Annotated in this window: 13 protein-coding genes and 3 pseudogenes; 6 read left to right on the top strand and 10 right to left on the bottom strand. The window is 38.1% G+C overall.

Annotation, left to right across the window (positions count from 1 at the left end; translation table 11 throughout):
* The first annotated feature begins 98 nt into the window (after positions 1 to 98).
* Positions 99 to 1430, top strand: a complete 1332-nt coding sequence (locus BM210_RS33370; RefSeq protein ID WP_091176013.1) for an IS3 family transposase — start codon at positions 99 to 101, stop codon at positions 1428 to 1430.
* 81 nt (positions 1431 to 1511) lie between these two features.
* On the opposite strand, the gene BM210_RS33375 is transcribed toward BM210_RS33370, so the two are convergent.
* The 10 genes and pseudogenes from BM210_RS33375 to BM210_RS33410 all read right to left on the bottom strand — a co-directional run bounded on the left by BM210_RS33375 (position 1512) and on the right by BM210_RS33410 (position 14549).
* A complete protein-coding gene (locus BM210_RS33375; RefSeq protein ID WP_143101167.1) occupies positions 1512 to 1844 on the bottom strand; it encodes a hypothetical protein in 333 nt (110 codons plus the stop codon).
* A gap of 61 nt (positions 1845 to 1905) precedes the next feature.
* Positions 1906 to 8013, bottom strand: a complete 6108-nt coding sequence (locus tag BM210_RS33380) for a S8 family serine peptidase (protein WP_177238163.1) — start codon at positions 8011 to 8013, stop codon at positions 1906 to 1908.
* A gap of 96 nt (positions 8014 to 8109) precedes the next feature.
* Positions 8110 to 8409 carry a transposase gene (locus BM210_RS33385; RefSeq protein ID WP_177238164.1) on the bottom strand — a complete coding sequence of 100 codons (300 nt, stop codon included), beginning with the start codon at positions 8407 to 8409 and terminating at the stop codon, positions 8110 to 8112.
* A gap of 123 nt (positions 8410 to 8532) precedes the next feature.
* Positions 8533 to 8994 carry a hypothetical protein gene (locus BM210_RS33390; protein ID WP_091176995.1) on the bottom strand — a complete coding sequence of 154 codons (462 nt, stop codon included), beginning with the start codon at positions 8992 to 8994 and terminating at the stop codon, positions 8533 to 8535.
* 90 nt (positions 8995 to 9084) lie between these two features.
* A complete protein-coding gene (locus BM210_RS34545) occupies positions 9085 to 11181 on the bottom strand; it encodes a fibronectin type III domain-containing protein (protein ID WP_143101168.1) in 2097 nt (698 codons plus the stop codon).
* Positions 11182 to 12173: 992 nt separating this feature from the next.
* Positions 12174 to 12620 (bottom strand): annotated as a pseudogene (locus BM210_RS33400) (transposase); the annotation flags it as partial.
* Between the two features lie 387 nt (positions 12621 to 13007).
* The gene (locus BM210_RS36470) at positions 13008 to 13199 is read right to left on the bottom strand and encodes a DUF4007 family protein (RefSeq protein WP_143101171.1); all 192 of its coding nucleotides are present in this window, start codon (positions 13197 to 13199) and stop codon (positions 13008 to 13010) included.
* Positions 13190 to 13428: pseudogene (locus BM210_RS36475) on the bottom strand (DUF4007 family protein). The gene BM210_RS36470 and the pseudogene BM210_RS36475 overlap by 10 nt, the downstream one beginning before the upstream one ends.
* Before the next feature lie 455 nt (positions 13429 to 13883).
* The gene (locus BM210_RS33405) at positions 13884 to 14231 is read right to left on the bottom strand and encodes a hypothetical protein (protein ID WP_091176996.1); all 348 of its coding nucleotides are present in this window, start codon (positions 14229 to 14231) and stop codon (positions 13884 to 13886) included.
* 72 nt (positions 14232 to 14303) lie between these two features.
* Positions 14304 to 14549: a hypothetical protein gene (locus tag BM210_RS33410; RefSeq protein WP_091176997.1), complete on the bottom strand. Its 246-nt coding sequence runs from the start codon at positions 14547 to 14549 to the stop codon at positions 14304 to 14306.
* 433 nt (positions 14550 to 14982) lie between these two features.
* Between BM210_RS33410 and BM210_RS33415 the strand changes: the two genes are divergently transcribed.
* From BM210_RS33415 to BM210_RS33435, 5 genes and pseudogenes are all read left to right on the top strand, one after another.
* Positions 14983 to 15279 (top strand): DUF932 domain-containing protein, encoded by a 297-nt coding sequence (locus tag BM210_RS33415; protein ID WP_218185017.1) that lies wholly within the window; start codon positions 14983 to 14985, stop codon positions 15277 to 15279.
* A 239-nt stretch (positions 15280 to 15518) separates the two neighbouring features.
* Positions 15519 to 16439: a ParB/RepB/Spo0J family partition protein gene (locus BM210_RS33420; protein ID WP_218185018.1), complete on the top strand. Its 921-nt coding sequence runs from the start codon at positions 15519 to 15521 to the stop codon at positions 16437 to 16439.
* Positions 16440 to 16474: 35 nt separating this feature from the next.
* Entirely contained in the window at positions 16475 to 17383 is a 909-nt protein-coding gene (locus BM210_RS33425; protein ID WP_091176999.1) for a ParB/RepB/Spo0J family partition protein, read from the top strand.
* A 267-nt stretch (positions 17384 to 17650) separates the two neighbouring features.
* Positions 17651 to 18849, top strand: a pseudogene (locus BM210_RS33430) (IS110 family transposase).
* Positions 18850 to 19033: 184 nt separating this feature from the next.
* The coding region (locus tag BM210_RS33435) for a transposase (RefSeq protein WP_177238165.1) at positions 19034 to 19335 on the top strand (302 nt) is incomplete at its 3' end.

The following is a 19335-nucleotide window of genomic DNA, read 5'->3' on the forward strand; positions in this document are numbered from 1 at the left end:
TGAACTGTAACCCGTAAGATGGACACTTGAAAAAAGTGACCTCTTACGGGTTTTTGTGCTTTAATCATACTATCGAGAATATATGGGGAATGAACATCATGAGGAAAATCAGAACAGGATTTACTGAAACAGAGATCAGGCTATTGGAGTCCAATCCGAACGTCAGCCGCGTATCGGGGAGAAACATCTCGTATGCTCCAGCTTTTAAACTCGCAGCAGTGCAAGCTAACCAGGCAGGAGAGCCGCCAATGGAGATTTTTTTGAAAGCAGGCTTTAGTATCGAGCTCGTTGGCCAGAGAACACCTACAGAAAACCTCTATCGCTGGAGAGAGACCTACGCTAAGTACGGTGAGGCTGGCTTGTTAGAAGAGCGCCGAGGCCTTGGAAGTACGGGTAGACGATCAAAAACGGAATCATCAGCGGAAGAGCAGCTGCAACAAGCAGAAGCTCGGATTAAACTCCTCGAAGCGGAGAACGAGCTATTAAAAAAGCTAGAAGCGCTCGAAAGGCGAAAAAGTAAGGAGTTGAAACCTTCCGAGCGCTTTCAGCTCATTCATCAAACGATTCGTAAGCATGACTTACGACGTTTAACACGTTACCTCTGTCAGATTGCCGGAGTAAGTGCAAGTGGCTATTACCGTTGGTGTAACGCTGAAGAGTCGCGTCAATTGCGAGAGACAGCCGATCAATACGACTTTCAGCTTATTAGGGAGCATTTTGAAGCGTTGAATGGGAAAGCAGGCGCATTGGTTATCAAAATGAGGCTGGAGAGATTGAATGGCATTGTCATGAATCATAAAAAGATTCGTCGTATCATGCGCAAGTTTGGGCTAGTAGCTACGATCCGTCAAACCAATCCCTATCGCAAAATGGCTAAAGCAACGCAAGAACATCGTACATGTTCTAATCTCCTGGAGCGTCAGTTTGATCAAGGAGAACCAGAGAAAGTCCTCCTTACAGACATCACATACATGCGCTATGGTAGCGGTCAGTGGGCATATCTTTCTTGTGTGAAGGACGGTGCTACGAAGCAGATTCTGGCACACTATCTATCTTCAACGTTGGAGCTATCCTTGGTTGAACGGACAATGGCTCACCTACTCAAACGATTGGATGGAAATATTCATCCAGATGCCATCTTCCATTCTGACCAGGGTATGCACTATACGCACCCGAAAACCCGCCTCCTCATCGCCGAAGCTGGGTTTAAGCAGTCGATGTCTCGTAAAGGGAACTGCTGGGATAATGCGTCCATGGAGACGTTCTTTGGTCATATGAAGGACGAGCTTGACTACAAGGACTGTAAATCTATTAAAGAGCTGCGGCTACGGGTCAATGAGTATGTGATCCACTACAATTCAGAACGCTATCAGTGGACACTAAAAAAGATGACTCCTGATGAATTCAGAAGTCATCTCCTAGCTGCTTAAGGCTTCAATACCGTTTTTTTAACACTGTCCATGATTGAGGTTACAGTTCAAGGGTTAGTCGCATTGTGGTTAAAAGAGAGTTTAATTATCTATTTCACTGTAGATTTGTTTTTTTGCCAAATCAAATTTCAATAAGGCATTCGGTTCATCATTATAGTATTGTTCCCAGAAGCCATTGTAAGCCCACTCCTGTGGAAGCACTTGCATTGCATCATCTTTATTACGGTAACATACCCAACATGAAGACAATCGATTTGAACATATTTCAAAAATGCTTGCTGGGTAAGGTTTTAGGAGATTGTCATCATCTATTATTCTATAGATAATGAAATCACCTTTACTTTTTGCAAATAATGAATCCCCATAAAACTCCATAGATAGGACTACATATTCTGTATTTCTTGTTAGTGCCATGAATCGAGTACCTTTACTTGGGTTAACTACATCTCTGCATCTGACTTTCAATTTGCCCACCTCATTTACCAATACTTCCAGAATTAAATTTTATTTTCATTTCAATATCAGATACTGTACCAGTTACTTGATTTTGATAATAGTGAACTTGGAAATCTCCAGACGGGCTTCTATATGTGGGAGTACTCATTTTAGCCCAGTTATTAATGCTACTCCCATCAGCAGTAAGTGCATTAATAATATAAGGATTACCTAGTTCTGAACCGCTGATTATGGCTTCAGAATTACGAACTACTTCTGGATTTAATCTGCCCGATCGGAGGAAAACAGATTCTGCTTCTTGAAATGTCAGTTGGTTAACCAGTTTTCCCATAGTGGCAATATTATTAGCACCATTAGCGACTGCTGTCATTGATTTTGCCGCTGTAGTAAATTCTAAACTAAACCCATCCGTCATAAAAGCGGCCGCAATATCTGCTGTAAAACCGAAAGCTTGTTCCATCCAAGCATACTGGTCGCTTTGATTGTTGCTGTATAACGTAGGTTGACCACTCCTCCACTGGCCATATGTCATTTGAACAGGACTGGAAGGTCCTGTTTGACCTACATAACCATATAACGATCCATTTTCAATCAAGGGCTGACCTGTTGCATACTTATTATCTACAAAGGTTGAATCAGAATTGCTGCAACCATCCATATGAGCGTTATCACCACTTGATGAAATGCAATAATGCCCTGTAGGGTCATTATACCTCAACGGATTATTATGCACATACGTATACAAATTCAAACTCAGCGGATTTGTAATATCCCCTTCATACGTATCCTGATTTATAAACCGACCCATACTCGGATCATACCATCGGGCTCGTAAATATTGAAGATTTGCGCTAGAATCCCAGAACTCGCCGCTGTAACGGAAGGGTTGCTGGATACCTTCTTTAGGAGTGGCTAAAGGTTTGCCCCATATATCATAAGAATATTGTGACAGCCAATTCCCAGACCCATCTACAAGGCCAACAATGTCTCTGTGCCCATTTTCCATATAATAGGCCTTATACCCGCTTCCATCTACTCTGGCAATTAAGCCACTTCCTCTAACATACCTTGCTTTTAATGAAGCTACCGAATTGATTACTTCTCCTTCAGCAATTATTTCTGCACCATCGTTGTAATAACGAGTGGTGTGACCGTTTTCGATTCGCTCATACAGCAAACCATCTCCATTGTACCTATACCTAACATTACTCCAATTACTCCCAGGAGCCTTTAACACTTGAGTCATTCGATTATGACCATCATACACATAGGAAGTGCCCACTCTGTCAAATAATTGTTCACCGGTCAGTGTTTGCCGATTCCCTCGCGTATCATACGTATAGGTTTCATTAAACTGGCTGGAAGTTATAATACGGTTCAGATTATCATAACCGAAGGAATAGACGCTGCCTTCTTCACTTTTACGTGTTTGGTTGTTGTTATTATCGTACTCGTAAGCAGATGCATTAATAATTGCTCCACCAGCCATTTTTTGAATTAATCCTGTCAGATTCGCACCATCATAACTATAGGTGGAATTCGTACCATTCGCCAGGCTCATTGTTGAAAGCAGATTGTTTCTTTTGTAGTTGTAAGTTACATCCCAATTATTAATAGAGGGTCCTACATTCGTTAAACGGTTTCGGGAATCATAATGATATACCGTTTCATATCCAAACGGATCGGTCATCGTCTCGCGATTTCCTTGATTATCATAATGATAAGTTACCGTTTTACCGTCTGGGTAGGTTAGGTTTGTCAACCTTTTTGTAATAGCATCATAACCATATGATGTTGTTCCCGTACTGTCCTGCATGCTTAACCGTCTACCTGCCGCATCATAGCTATAACCAATCGTATCAGGATCCATCACCATCGCACTGTGTGTTATACTGAGTGTTAGCCTATTTCTATTGTTATAGTTAAATGTTTGAACTTGGCCGTTGCTATCACTACGTACACTCAAGTTGTTATTGGCGTCATAAAAATATATTTCGCGAGAACTAGACGGATCTTTAGACGGATCTATTGTTTGGATCAATCTACCTCTTTGATCGTATTTCTTTTCTAAAGTATTTCCATCTGCATACCGCGTTGATATCAATTTATTTGCCAAACTGTAACCGTATTGAGTCGTTTGATTTTCTGCATCTTTAACTGAGATTAGTCGATTTAAAACATCGTAAGTATAGGTAGTTGTATTTGCATTTGCGTCAGTACTGGTGAGAAGATTTCCGGTATAGTCATAACTGAGAACTCCCAATGAAACCGTACCGGTTGCTTTTAGCCAGTCCTTATTCGTGATACGTCCAAACACATCATATCTTTCCTGATATACATTCATTTCTTCATCCGTTGACTTTTTACTGCGATTGACATCATCATAAAGAATGGTAGCTGTCGATCCATCCGGATGAAGCGTCTGTATTGGACGCCTCCATGCATCGTATCCGTAGCTGGTTGTATTGTTTCTGGCATCCTTACTCCAACTCATTCTTCCATAGGTATCGTAGTCATAGGTCATAAAGCCACTCCCAGTAATTCCGTTGGATGTTTTCCATCCCAGCGAATTCCACTGTGTCACACTCGTAAGCCCCGTTGAATCGATAGCGGTTACTTTATTGCTCACATCATCATAGTTTATACTCAAATAGCTCCCATCCGGAAATGTAGCCCTTGTAGCCCGACCCAACTTATCATACTGATAGGAGCTGGAATAACCTTTACCATCGATATATTCAGTGAGCCTGCCGCTGGATTTATCATATATCATGTTTTCAACTATAGTCGAATCTATGTTATTCGCATCCGTTACGTTACCAGATTGTTTGGTGAGAAAAGCTCCACTGTACTGGGTACCATACTCTTTGTTAAGGATAATGTTACGATTATCATCTTTCACTGTAATAGTTATAGGGTTTCCATAGCCGTCATAGCTGATATCCGTCTGGGCTTTTATCGTCCCATTGACATTATTATCTCTTATGACTATTTGTGTCAGACTTTTCTGAGCATTTCTCATATATTGAGTAAACCTAGTCAGTGTATTGTTTAATTGCTGGGATACCGAGCTTAGTAAGTGAGTGCCACCATCATAGTTGTACGTAGTCTGTATGCCTGCGGGATCGGTAGATGTTAATACATTCCCATAATCATCGTAAGTTTGACTTGTCGTTACGGCTGTTGAAGTTGATGAACCATTCGAAAAAGTGATACTAGTTGAACTAGGCACGGGGAGATGACGTGTCTGATCATAGCTTCTAATTTCCGTTTGCTGCTGGGAGCCCGCAGTCTCTGTGATCCCAGTTGTGTAGTAGGCTGCAGGAATCGTATCACTTATAAATTGTTTAAAATTCGTATAGGTAGTATGCTTCAATCCGTCATTCACTGTGGTCGAAAACGTATAGCCGCCGGAATAACTGCTAGCCATATCCCCCGAATACGAAAACGATTTCTGGTTATATATTTGCTGATCTGGTGTTCGTTCTTGTCTCTGACTTATCCGATAAGCTTCATTATATCCACGAGATCCATAATATCTTCTTATCGGACTGGATTCGTATGCGTAATTTGTTATTGCGCCAGTCGGGTGTGAGACTTTTGTTAACAGTCCAAATGGATTTTGGCCAGGTATATTGGATGATGTATCTAACGCAAAGCTGAAAGAAGCATTATAATCTGCATAGTTGTAAGATGTCACTCGACCCATAGTATCTTGTACTGTTGTCAAAAATTCAGTCCCTGCTCTATATTGCTTGGTATAAGTTACGGTCTTATCTCCCGAGGTCAAGACAACATTAGCTGCTGAATAGGCAATATTGATCGTGTTTCCAATCGCATCCGTTATTCCTGTCAATACTGTTCCATACGGATTAACGTAAGAATAGGTGAATTCAATGTTATTTCCATAAGTATCTGTAATTCGAACCAATTTTCCATCATAATTAAAAACCTGTTTAACCCCGTTCAAGGATGTAAGTACATAAGATGAGTAATCCCCACTAAGAGTTAAATCCTTCCAAGGATATCCAACTAATTGATTGCTACCATTAATTTCATACGTTCCTTTGCCTGCAAGATGCAAATAACGTTTTCCCCTCTTCAATTCGATGGAGCTAATATTCCAGGACCAACCCTTACCGATCGGAAACATACTTTCATCATAGGTTTTCCCGCTTGTTTTGTTAAAGTATCCTTGATAGAGATTAACAGATAAAGGTTGGGGTGAATACGATGTTGGCGATGCATAGTAAGCTCTTAAGCGATAATCATTGGTACCCGAATAATAGTATGGACCCACATAATCCATACTCCCTGCCAAGCTTCGATAAGTTGAGAATATTGCATCATAACAATTGCCGAATTCAGCTGCTGTTATAGTCCCATTCCCGCAAAAATAGTAACCAGAAGAATAGCTTAACCAAAAACTACCTTCCACGTAATGCTTATAAGGAATCGGATCTCCTATTGGTGTACCTGGGTAAAACCCGACATTGACCTGGTTCATTCGATCTGTTTGATAAGGATTAATTAAATTTCCATATCTATCTTTTCTTTCGATTTCAAGATTCATATGGGAATAGACCCGGTAATGGTACACCCATTGCTGCTGGACATCCATATCGTAATATTGGGAGGAACTGCTGTCATACTGACGATTCAATGAGAAGGAAAGTCCATTTCTGCCTGGCAAAGTAAGATCCGTATTTTGTAGAGACAACCCTCCTGATAATGTCGATATACTCTCATTATTACTCCCAATACTAAATGGTGCCTCATCGGCTTTTAAGTTCACATTATTCAAGGCTCCCTGATCGTAGCTCGTGGGATAACTAATATCTGCAGCATTGACTTCGTAAACCGAATCTGACACCGAAGTGGAATTTTGTGCCCCGGAGAATGAGGCCGGCACATGCCTTACCGTTAAATCCTTTGGCTGCGTTATTAATTGTTGGTCGGCTATACCTTCGTATGCTTGAGATACCATTCCAAATGCAGTAGCTGCGTTGATGATTCCATGACCAAATTTGTAAGAATCTCCTATAACAGTTGCACTTGCATCCAGTACATTGCGGACCTCTTGATTCGTATATTGTGGGTATTTCCCTTTAATTAAGGCAGCCACGCCAGCAACTTGTGGAACCGCAACGGATGTTCCGCTCATCGTAATATGTTGATTTCCTGTTGAAGGCAACCCTTCAATATTGACTCCAGGGGCTACGAGTTCGACTTCTTCTCCTGTATTCGAAAAGGAAGCTAGCAGGTTATTACCATCCACAGCACCTACAGCAATGACCGAACTAAACTTTGCGGGATATGACACTTCATCGATTCCATCGTTTCCAGTTGCTGCAACAAGTAGAATTCCGCTGTTATAGGCTAACTGCATCACTTCTTCCAACGCAATGGAATGATCATTTCCAGCAAAGCTCATGGATACAATATCCATATGATTATCTATAGCCCATTCAATTCCATCAATAACCTGGCTATAGGTTCCGTTTCCATTAGCATTCAAAACCTTTACACTATAAAGTTCAACATGAGGCGCAACTCCAATTAGCCCCTGATCATCTTGTGTAGCAGCAAGAATGCCTGCCACAAACGTCCCATGACCATTGGGATCACTGAGAGTAGTGTCATTGGGCACAAAAGATATCCCGCCGTTAATATGAAGTTCTGATGTTTGCGTGTTGATCCCCGTATCAAAAACTGCCACTTTGACCCCATCACCATAAATTTCTTCATGATGAACTTCGGGGATGTGGATTTGGTTCAAATAGGAAGTGGTGGTATCTCCTACTTTTGTGACGATGCTATCTTTCTCAATATATAAAACATTAGAATCTTTCCTTAATTCCTCAACTTCTGCTTTAGAGAGATTCACTTTGAAGTGCGCAGGTAAATGCTTGAATGACTTTTCCAATCTTTTATTACGATTGTTTAAATTTCTCTTTCCTGCTTCAGAGTCTTTATACTTTACAATATAAGCATCAGGAGAAATTAGATTATCGATGATAGTTTGCTTTTTATGTAACTGTTCTTGCGCCGCTAATATCGGCATGGGAATAATTATTGAACAAAAAGTGATTACGATTAACAATACTATTACAATTTTGTTTTTCATAGTGACCTCCATAGTGTGAACAAACTAATAATATATTCAACTAAACAGTTGGGACTAGTAATATTTCTACATTTACTTGCTACCTATCCTTATTATTCAATCATTGCTTTCATCCTTACTGTAAAAGCCATACAAAATAGGTATATTTAGATTTTGTTTCATCCATCGAAAGAAAACTTCAATGCCCCAGCGAGCTTTATAGATGTCAGCGATTTGCTCGGCTGAGAGATGCCTAAGATTGGTAGTGACCCGAATTTCATGGCCGTGATTGTCGTTAAAAGTGACGACACGATGCCGAAGTTCAGACTGGCACTGAGGGGTTCCCAGATAACAAGTGAAGTCTTTAGTTACAGGAGAATTGTCCACTTTTTCACGTTGTAAGGAGTGGGTGTTCACAAGGTTACGTTCTCCTTGATACGTGTTACAAAGTACTGTTTTTGCCGAGCATATTCATCAAACCGCTTGATTTTACCGTAGGCACGATCTTGAACCAAGATGTATTTCTTGTCCGCTAGATGCTCACCGGCTGCTCCGTGGCAGCACAAAGAGCCACATGAAGTTTAATACCCGCACATTCGCCATGATAGAGCGCCCAAAGAAGCAGGTTTTCCCTACCGTAATGGTGGTGGAGTCAACGAGTAACAGATCCTTCGGGATATGAAGTCGACGCTTGGTTGAGCGATTGCATCTGGAAATTAGCAAATGGAATAAACGTTTGAACAGCTCGTAAGGGACATCGCTAGCCTTCGTAGAAAAGGTAGAGTAGTGAAAGGGATTGAGCCCGTAACATACGACTTTACCCTCTCCAGATCGATAGCTATCCCATTGCCCTAAAGCCGCATGCATGAAGAATAACAACAACTGATGAGCGGTAAATTTACGGGCGACATCGGCATACTTCAGCTCTTCTACGATTTCTTTTACATCTTCTTCTTTAAGAAGGGTTTGAACTAACTTGGTGAACGTGGTAGACTTTTTCATAAGGTCGCCTCTTTCAAATCAACTGCTGTGGTGGAATTGATTTTACCGAAAGGGCGTCCTTTTTTTCAATTTTTATCTTCCTGATTCTGGTTAATATTGCGATAGTAGATTTCCATTGTTATCGTAGGAAAAAGATTTCACGACTTGTCCAGTAGATGTGATGCTTATTGAGGTCAATCTACCTTGAGAATCGTAATTATATGTTAATTTTCCATTTGCAAAGAACATATTGTTAGATTTAGATTTATTGCCCGCCGCATCTTTGGCTATTACGCTGAAACTGTAAAGCATATTTGCTGCAAGACCTGTCACCATGTACGTTGTTGTGCTACCGTTCACGCTTCCCACCAGTGTTTCTCCGTTGTAAATGTCATATCCTGTTACTCCTACATTATCCGTAGATGCTGTCCATGTAAGTGTAATCGAACTGCTCGTATTCTTATTAACAAAAACATAAGGACGAGTAGGACTCTCAGTGTCCAAGGTTACAACAACCGTATTGCTAGAAGTGGATATATTGCCCACTCCATCCTTAGCCTTTACAAAGAAGCTATAGTCCGGGTTATTAGAAATCCAAGTAAGTGAAACCGTGTACGTTGTTGTGCTACCGTTCACGCTTCCTTCCAGTACTCCACTAAAGGGAAAATTGTTGGAGTAAATATCGTATCCTGTTACTCCTACATTATCTGTTGACGCTGTCCATGATAAAGAAACCGAATTCCTAGTTGTGCTAGTTACAACTAAATTAGTCGGAGCTGTCGGGGGCTCGGAATCGGGATCAGTATAGAATATGCTTACTGAAGCAGATGTCATAAATTCATACGGTGAATAAAAAGCAACTCCATATATCATGGTTGATGATCCCACTTTGGTTATTAGGTCATTTCCTGTATAATAGGTATTTTGTGTAAAACCGTTTAAATAGGCAACATTCTTCCCATCATCCCCTGGAGCCACATTGTTATTATCGGCCCCTCTACCATATTCAGATTTAGTAGCATATAAATTTGTAAATACTGGTTTAGTATAACTATACATATTATAGCATTGGCAACTCTCGTTAAATATATAGTTCGTACCAATGTATAAAGAAGAAGCACTAATACTCGTTATTGCCGAGGCTTGTACATTATAAGTATCCAAAAAGATTCTTTTACAGTCGTAACAATTTAAAGACGTAGTTGTTGACGGATCTATTAATATTGGAAATTTAAGATTCCGATAGTCTGCAATTAGATCTAGATACGTCTTGTTGCCTTCTTTTCTAACTTTTTGAATTACATCTCTATGTTCACCCTCGGCATCAACTAACCAAGCTGGTAAAACTGTGATAGCTCCTGCCTTTAAATCATCTGATAGGTTGCCCTCTAACTCAAAAGTAAAAATATTTTGTACACTGTCATTTTTAACTATAATATATTCCTTAATACCAGTTTCTGTAAGACTCAAACTAACATCAACATTATCCCATGCGTTACGGTAACTAATGCTATTGTTATATACTGACCCGATTACAGAATTAGCACCTATTGGTTTAAAAAACAATTTATCTTGTCCTTTTGAGACAGAGTACCCGTGACTATAGTCTTTGTTTATTTTTGGATCATAGGGTACACGTAGACCCCGATAAGATTCTGAATTATTCTTTTTGTTTTTTTTAAATTCCTTTATAGTGTCCCTCGATATTTCTCTTGATGCAAAAGGGGGAATATCTTCAATTGTTGATTCGTCAACTAAATCAGTTTTAATTGGTTGCCAATTTCCATTTTGATCTATGTAATTTATGTCTTCTGAAAAAATAATTTCTTTGTATGTACCATCAGATAGTTGGTAATGTCTACTTCTTTGTGTGCGTTTATCAATAAGTTCTCGAATAACTTTTTTTCCATCTTTGCTTAGTTGATCAACGATATCGTCCCCTTCACTTTTACCAGTTTGGTCGATAACGCCAACCGACATGTAAACATTGCTAATTACTCCAGTATATCCCTGATTGGGCATACTAGATTGTGGCACATAAACATTACTGGTAACACTGGACTGTACTTGATTTAACTCCGCAGACTTTTTTTTATCATCGTTTTTTATCATTTGTGTATCTGATTTTGCAATTGCTAGTGTTGCAATGTTCAGGAGTAGGAGCAGAATTAAAGGTATTGCAAAGATTTGTTTTTTCAATTTACCCATTAAATTTCTCACCTCTATAATAGTATTTAATCGCTACGGGTTAAATTCCCCGCAGCAAGCTGCGGGGAATTTTATTAGGTTTGGCGTCCCTTTATTGTTTTCTGACCTAATTGGATAATTAGACAACCTAAATTTTCTTACCTCCTAAGGTGACACCATCATTATTCAAAATGAATTCTCTTCATGAGGTTGAATTGAATCAAACCAATAAGCAAATGTACAAGTACGAATCCATTTCATATGCTTTGTCTCCTTTCGATATATTACGCCAATAAGCTTAAATATACTGCACATAAACACTATCAGTGTGATCTGGTCGGATAGTAGTATCAATATCCTGCCATTCTTGTCCGTCAAAGTAATTAAGTGAATATACCAATGTTTGGACAGATGTGGTTCCGTCACTGTTGATGAAAGTTTTACTATTTCTACTACGTTTTTTCACGACGTACAACATTAAAATCTTTTGATTTCATATCAATGTACCTTTGCTGTTAAACAGTGCTTGGTTCACGAGAATCCGATTGCTTGAGTGAACTAGCAAATGATAATGTGTCCTTGCTATTCGGGAGTTTACTTGGTATTAAAACTTTTGACTGACTTGTTGAATAATCTGATGTTTGGAAATTGGATGATAAATTTGAAGCAATAGAATGATACACAGAACTATCCAATAATTTTGGTGATGGCGAGGCAGTAACACCTCCAAACGGTAATAATGATAATAATACTGCGCCTACTACTAGCGTTGAAACTCTCTTTCTCCATCTCCTATGCATAGATCGACTCATTTTTTGCTATTTTGTTACAATATTGGTAGCATATCATACCAATTAATTATTATCCATAAAATTAATTGTCGAATCAAGCCGAAAGTAACAAAGTTTTGGCCATGAAAAATAACCCTCTCTATAATCAAAAGGGTTACAATCTTTGAAATGCTATTTAATTAGGTCATTTCGATCAGGCGTGTTGATTAACCAATTACTGGGCTATTGTTTTTTTATTGCACTTATCGAGAAGCATGGAAATGGCGACCTTCCATTCGGGAGATAGCTTGCCCAATAGGAACAAACGGACGAAAGATACTCATGTGAGTAATTTTTGCACTTTATGATGGATGGCTTGGTGCTGCTATGCAACCATTGGAGAAGGACAAAAGCGAGTAAGGCAGCGAATAATTGTCCGTATACGGCATTTTCCGTCGTGCCAAATAGGATAGGTACATTCAGATGTTGTTTGATCCATCGAAAGAAAACCTCTATGCCCCACCGTGCTTTATAGATCGCTGCGATTTGTTCAGCCGACACATGGAGCAATTTGGTTGCTACACGAATCTCGTTTCCATGGTCATCCTGGAAAAACACCACACGATGTCGTTTCTGGGATCGACATTGTTCGGTACCTAGCTTGCACGTGATGTCCCGTGACACATTGGAGCCTTCCACAACAAAGACTATGATTCTGATTATTAAAATGATCCTCATCAGCTCTTATTATTTGAAGAACACTACGAAATCTCCACGTAGTATTGTTATCCAAATTATCGTCATAAAAAGCTGCATAAGTGTTATATAGTTGACTGATTACATTTTCGGGCACTAACTGATTCAACAAAATCCCCCCATAATCATTAAGCGAAAGTTATCCTGCCAACAAACGAGGATTGCTTTAAATACCTATTTCTTTAAACATATGAACTAAGATTCTTTTTACTAATCTGCGAAATGCTTCCTTCACAATTTTCAAGTCATTATTTGCTCCTTTATCGGTGTGCTTAAAAGGTAAATTCAACTATATTATTGTAGGTTTCACTAGAGTATATTTCATCTAGTAATAGAAGCAGGCTTATCCATTGTTTGAATTTGTAAATCAGGTTTACTAACCATCGTTTCTTTATAGTGATTAAAAAACCAATCAAATACTGTCGATTGGTCGTTTACATTTCTTACTAGCTCGTAATGTAAGATTGATAATGTATCATTTATTTGTAATAGTCTATCTCGTTTTAAATTAATGTTCTTAGTGGGGTAAGTTCGTGTCTTTTTTGACCTTCATCATTTATTTCTACGATTGTATTAAATGCAATTAGCCAAAACTTCAGCGCTTCTACCATGTTTTTTCCTAGACCTATTTTTCAAAAGCATATTCATCATAAAAAAACCTGCTTTTTTCATTAACTGCGTTAAGTCCTTTACTCAGCCATTTATCTCGAAAATAGAAACTCTGATGTCTTGCATATGCCATAAGTAAAAGCTCCTTTTCTTCACAAAAAAAATAATAACTGCTGGAGACTAGTCTCCAGCAGTTATTATACACTAAAATTAAATTCCCCGTAGCGATTAAATTAAAAATAAATATACAAACACGAAAGGTTGTTCTGTTAATTTCGAATAATTTAATAATACTTCTTAATATGTTTTTATTTTCCTGTTAATGAATTGAAGCCAAGCTTATCAAGAAAACCGTTGTGAATCAGTTTAAGATCATCCTTATTAGTTAATTATTTTTTTGCTTATTCAACTACTTGCCCTGTAACAGTATTTCCTTCTTATGTTCGTTAAAGGTTAACGTAATGTCTTCTACCATGGTACTCACAAATTACTTTTTTACTCCTATCAAATAACAAGTGTTTATAGTGTGTTAGATTAGTTTTCATGTAACTAATTTCCACTTTCCTGCTATTATATCAGTGTCCGCTTTTATTTGGAAGCTTTGTTAAAACGCAATACAGGAATGTTTAAAGTTTCAAATATTTTTACCGCTGAATGCGAATGATTATATATTATGTTGGTCTTTTGATTTTCTTCAAACAAATCAAAACACCTATCCCTTAAATATTCTAAGACCCATCTTGGACTAATAATACTACCTTGGGGAGAAATACAATAATATGACCTTAGTCTTTCCTTCACTAAATTATGCGTATTGTAATAATATGTAAACTCATCTTTTCCCATAAGTTCCAAGAGCATATGCTTACTTAGTTTTACACTATAGTTTTTATCAATACCATGCATTCTTACAAAAATACTATTTTCTGATTCCATATAAACCATACACCTCTCATTCATTAAAAAATATTAGTATGCATCTACTAATCTTCAAGCTTAACTCTACCGTTACGACTGTGTTCCACGAATAATATGTTTTTCGCGACTAATATTAGAATTACCTAAATTTTCTCTTGCACTCATGGCTCTTGCCATGTCATCACCTCGTCCACTTAAATGACCTTCCCAATCTTTATATTGCGTCAAAGCAATATTCATCATTGCAGATATCGAAACTCCTCTATGTTCACTTATTTCTTTAAAAAATAAATACAGTTCATCTTTCATACGTATATTTACTCTTGTAGATTTCATAATGTTTTCCTCCTTTTATGATTATACCGTTATAATAGCATTGAAAATTTACGGCGTCAATACACACCATTTGTCGCCTCCTTTATAATTGAGGAAAAGATTTATATACCATATGAAAACAATACGAAATAACTCTGTTGGTTGCTATGACCCCAGATTTAGGCATAATACTATTTTCATTCTATATAATTAGACTTTTCATTGCATTGGAACCGTCCGATCATTAGAATATGAAATCTGATTCTTTCTTGGCGCTATAGAAAACTATTTTAGTCCGCATAGCACTACAAAATAAATCTATATTATTACCTTGATACAGAGATACAAATGCTTACATCGGAACAGTTTATCAACTATTCCGCTTCTGTATTTCTTTTTAAAAACACGCCAAACATGGCTGTTTTATAAATTTATTTAATGGGAGATGTTTTACATGGCTGCAAATGTCGAAAGTATGTTTTATGTAAGGGAAGCCCCTTGGCACGGTCTTGGTAAACGAGTAGAACAAGCGCTCAATTCAAAGGAAGCCTTACAAGAGGCAGGTTTAGATTGGACTGTCCTTCAAAAGCCAATCCAAACCGAAGACCAAATGGAAATCACAGGCTACAAAGCAAACATCAGGGAGACCGATCAACGGGTTCTCGGAGTAGTCACAGACCGCTACAAAATCGTTCAGAATCACGAAGCATTTGCTTTCACGGATGAATTACTTGGCGAAGGTGTGAAGTAAATTCGTCCGTAAATGTACGTCTTTCTTTTGGCATCGTAGATTCGCTCCTGTCTGATGTCTTCATTCTACTAGCCCTCAATTTATCTGTCCAACTCACTATAGCCGATCCAGATTAACATTATTCGAAACCCCAACTAGAAAAAGTTACCAAAAAAATGGAATATTTTGATTGTAATATTATTAACCAAGAATTTGATAAAATACTAGTTGGTCTGAAACTTTTTTATGGAGGAATTATTATGGAAGCACATATTGAGTGGGTAAATATAGAGCAGGTTATTCCAAATCCAATGAACCCAAGAAGAGATCACTCTATAAAATCAACACAAATGCAAGAGATATTACAATCAAAGGGATGGGAAGAAGGTATTACATGTTATAAAAAGGGGCAATATTACATCATCCTATCAGGACATAGAAGATGGCATGCTGCTATAAAGATGGGAGATAAGGAGTTGCCGATATATATCGTTCAAGCCCCTCAAAATGATGCTGAGGAATTGGATAGACTAGGTTCGATTCAAGGTGGCCAAGTAGATTGGACTCCCTATGAATGGGCGAAATTCACCTATGATATGTGGCTCAGTAAAGAGAATATTACCTATAATGAATTAGCAAATAAGCTTGGTATTACCAATGGTTTAGTAGCTGCCAGAATACGTGTATACAAGTTTTATCCGAGAATTGAGATTGAAGATAAATTAGCAAATGGGATGTATTCATTATCAATGTTGGACTACATCCATACATGGATTAATAGATTAGAAAAGTATCATCCTAAATTGATTGAGTCAATGGGTGAAGAGCTTATCAGAAAACAAATGCTAAAAAAGTATGAAAATAAATGCTTTAATAGTCACATTGCCATTGACAAAACGTTTGTAAAAGATGCTTGTTCCCAAGATATTTTTAAATTTCTAACCGATATGAATAAAAAGTTACAAGATTGTCTGTTAGAAATGAAAAAGTTAGACATGAATAAAGAGAAAGACACAATGCAAAATAATTTGAATGTAAAGGCAATCACGGATGAAATTAGGCTTATCGAATGCCGAACAAAAAATGAAGCTGGGAAGTTGATAAACCAACTGGATATTCTATTATATGAGATTAATGTTAAAGAAAGATACTTGCTTGATGTATTGAAAAATGTGAAATAAATTGAAAACTATCATAAAATGAGGATGAAGTTAATATGCATAGAATCAGTTTAGTTTGGGCAAAAGCAAATGATATAATTCCAAATCCTTTAAATCCTAGACAAGATTATTCAACGAAATCTGAAGATATGCAAAGAATAATAAAAGAGAAAGGTTGGGAAGCGGGAATCACTTGTTATTTGAAGGATACAAAATATGTAATCCTGTCTGGACATAGAAGATGGTATGCTGCTAAGCAGCTAGGAATTCAAAAAATTCCTGTAGTTGTGGTAAAAGCACCTGAAACTGAGGCAGAAGAGTTAGAACGCCTTGGTTCTGTTCAAGGTGGAAAAGTCGATTGGAGCATGTATGAATGGGCAAAATATACATACGAAATGTGGATTATATGGAACAAGTGTTCATTTAGCGAACTAGCAAAGAAAATGGGTGCTGATAGTAAGCAGATAGCATCGAGAGTTAAGGTTTTTCAATACTACCCGCACTCTGAAATTGAAGAAAAGTTGGCTCATGGGAAGTACTCCCTGTCAGCACTATATTATTTGATGGGGTGGTTAGAAAAATTAGCCAAATATAAGTCGGATTTGGTTAGTCTATTTAATAAAGATTTGATAAGAACAACAATGTTGAGAAAAATTGAAATGGGTTTAGTTACTGTTAATGACCTGAAGAATGAAATTATAATAAGGAATTCGAGTGATGAACAAATAAAAAGATTTCTTGTTAATGTAAATCTAAGATTTGTAGATGTAATGGAGGATACAAATATTAATAAAGCAGTAGGGAGTAACAGATTGAGAACTCACCTGACGCAAATTAACAATGCTTTATTACAAGTGTATAAAATTGATATTAGTGAATCTACTGAGGCAACAGAGATACTTAAAAATTTAGAAAATTTAAAAATGGAACTAATCACAAAACGAGAACAACTAGGGGGTCTGTAGGGCGGTGCATTAATTGAGTCTGTAAAATAGATTCGTATTATGAGGTTAACCAGCTAAATCTGGTTAACCTCATTTTTTGCGTTAAAATTAGCATTAGCCGGTGAGAACGATAAAATAGGTGGGCTCATAGGCCGTTACACAAACTGTTCACCTGCTATTGCACAAACCATGATTGGGCTGGTTGAGACATTGATCTCGTATAACACGCGAAGCTATAGCAGTGCAATGGTTAGTGGGATCCGGTCATATTTATTTGAGGAGGGCATTATGAATCCTGTTGTTGGTATTGATGTATCAAAAGAAGAAAGTGAAGGCTTTATTTTCCTTGAACGCAACAAATCCTTGGGAAAGTCGTTTCGTTTCTTGCATACCTTTGATGGTATTCAGAGCCTCATTTCAAGGCTTCAGGAAGTAGAGTCCTTAACGGAGAGAAGGCCAGTTATTGTATTGAATCGACAGGACATTATCATTTGGGGCTTGTAGCTGCTCTTCAAAAGCAAGCGTATAAGATCATTATTTTGAATCCTTTGATCCCCCAGCGAGCAAGAAAATCAAAACTGAGAAAAGTAAAAACGGACGCGGAAGATGCTAAGCATCTAGCTGAATTGTACTATAAAGAGGAGTTAAAACCTACGCCATTAAAACAAAACGAGCAAGTAGAGCTTCGCTTTTTAAGTAGGCAACACGAGATGATTACTCATGCTTATGTACAAGCGCAGCTCAATTTCCAATCTATATTGGACCAATTATTTCCACTTTACTCTAACTTATTTGGACAGTTGTTTTCCAAAACAGCGTTGCAGGTGCTAAGGAAGTACTCGACACCTGAACAAGTCCTTTTGTCTGATGTAGAAGAAATCACACGTACCATTAGTTCTTCATGTAATCGATCAAGTTCTTGGGCGACTAAGAAGGCAGAAGATATTGTAACTGCAGCTAAAAACAGTCTGATGACGAACTCTTCTAATCATAGTCAGATTATCTCTTTACGGCTTATGATTGATCTGTTGATGGAGTATCAAACGCATCTCTCTCATTTAGAAAGAGAAATTCAAGCTATAGCAACGACAATGGAGGATTATCATTTGTTGTGCTCCATTCCCGGAATAGGACATAAGCTTGCCGCTACGATTATTGCTGAAATCGGTGACGTTACTACCTTTGAGCATGCTAAAAAGCTCGTAGCTTTCGCAGGTATAGATCCAAGTGTCTTCTCGTCAGGTAAGTTTACTGCGACTAGGAACCGTATTACGAAGCGTGGATCTACTCGTCTAAGGAGGGCTTTATATTTGGCTGTTTTATGTGGCATTAGAGGGGCAGCTAGGAATACTCGGATTCGCGCCTTTTATGATAAAAAACGGCTTGAAGGAAAACCTCACCGCGTAGCACTTATTGCTTGCACCAATAAGTTGCTTCATATCATTTTTGCCATGTTGACTCGATCCGTTCCTTACTGCTCCGCATAACCACAAAAGATTCAAAATAACCATTAAATACCATTTTAAGAAATGGGGCTAATTTAGTATTGTCTTTTTTACCATTCTAAACAAGATTAAAATCTTTCTCAAGCCTATTGACATTATATTAGCTGGTTTGTGTAAACTCCTAAACCTATTAAAATGGAAGTATAGGAAAGGTTGGGGAGAACACATGGGATTATGGACAAAGCAGCAGCTCCGCGAGTTTATCAAGGAGAACAAATTGGTCACGGCTCAAGATGCCCAGAACGCATTGAAGAATCTGTTTGCAGAGACAATTCAGGAAATGTTAGAAGCGGAAATGGACACACACTTGGGCTATCAAAAGCATGAAATAGAGAATAAAACAACCACAAACAGCCGTAACGGTAAGAGTAAGAAGCGCGTAACCAGTGAATATGGTGAGCAAGAAATCATGGTTCCAAGGGATCGCCAGGGTGAGTTTGAACCGCTTGTGGTCAAGAAGCATCAATC

The organism is Paenibacillus sp. 1_12 (assembly GCF_900114475.1).
GTDB lineage: Bacteria > Bacillota > Bacilli > Paenibacillales > NBRC-103111 > Paenibacillus_S.

What these genes read in the sequence shown, in the direction of transcription:
- BM210_RS33415 (WP_218185017.1), top strand. Translation starts at nt 14,983, where the DNA reads ATGGCTGCAAATGTCGAAAGTATGTTTTATGTAAGGGAAGCCCCTTGG.
- BM210_RS33425 (WP_091176999.1), top strand. Translation starts at nt 16,475, where the DNA reads ATGCATAGAATCAGTTTAGTTTGGGCAAAAGCAAATGATATAATTCCA.
- BM210_RS34545 (WP_143101168.1), bottom strand. Translation starts at nt 11,181, where the DNA reads ATGGGTAAATTGAAAAAACAAATCTTTGCAATACCTTTAATTCTGCTC.
- BM210_RS33380 (WP_177238163.1), bottom strand. Translation starts at nt 8,013, where the DNA reads ATGAAAAACAAAATTGTAATAGTATTGTTAATCGTAATCACTTTTTGT.
- BM210_RS33420 (WP_218185018.1), top strand. Translation starts at nt 15,519, where the DNA reads ATGGAAGCACATATTGAGTGGGTAAATATAGAGCAGGTTATTCCAAAT.
- BM210_RS33405 (WP_091176996.1), bottom strand. Translation starts at nt 14,231, where the DNA reads ATGGAATCAGAAAATAGTATTTTTGTAAGAATGCATGGTATTGATAAA.
- BM210_RS33375 (WP_143101167.1), bottom strand. Translation starts at nt 1,844, where the DNA reads ATGGCACTAACAAGAAATACAGAATATGTAGTCCTATCTATGGAGTTT.
- BM210_RS33410 (WP_091176997.1), bottom strand. Translation starts at nt 14,549, where the DNA reads ATGAAATCTACAAGAGTAAATATACGTATGAAAGATGAACTGTATTTA.
- BM210_RS33370 (WP_091176013.1), top strand. Translation starts at nt 99, where the DNA reads ATGAGGAAAATCAGAACAGGATTTACTGAAACAGAGATCAGGCTATTG.
- BM210_RS33390 (WP_091176995.1), bottom strand. Translation starts at nt 8,994, where the DNA reads ATGAAAAAGTCTACCACGTTCACCAAGTTAGTTCAAACCCTTCTTAAA.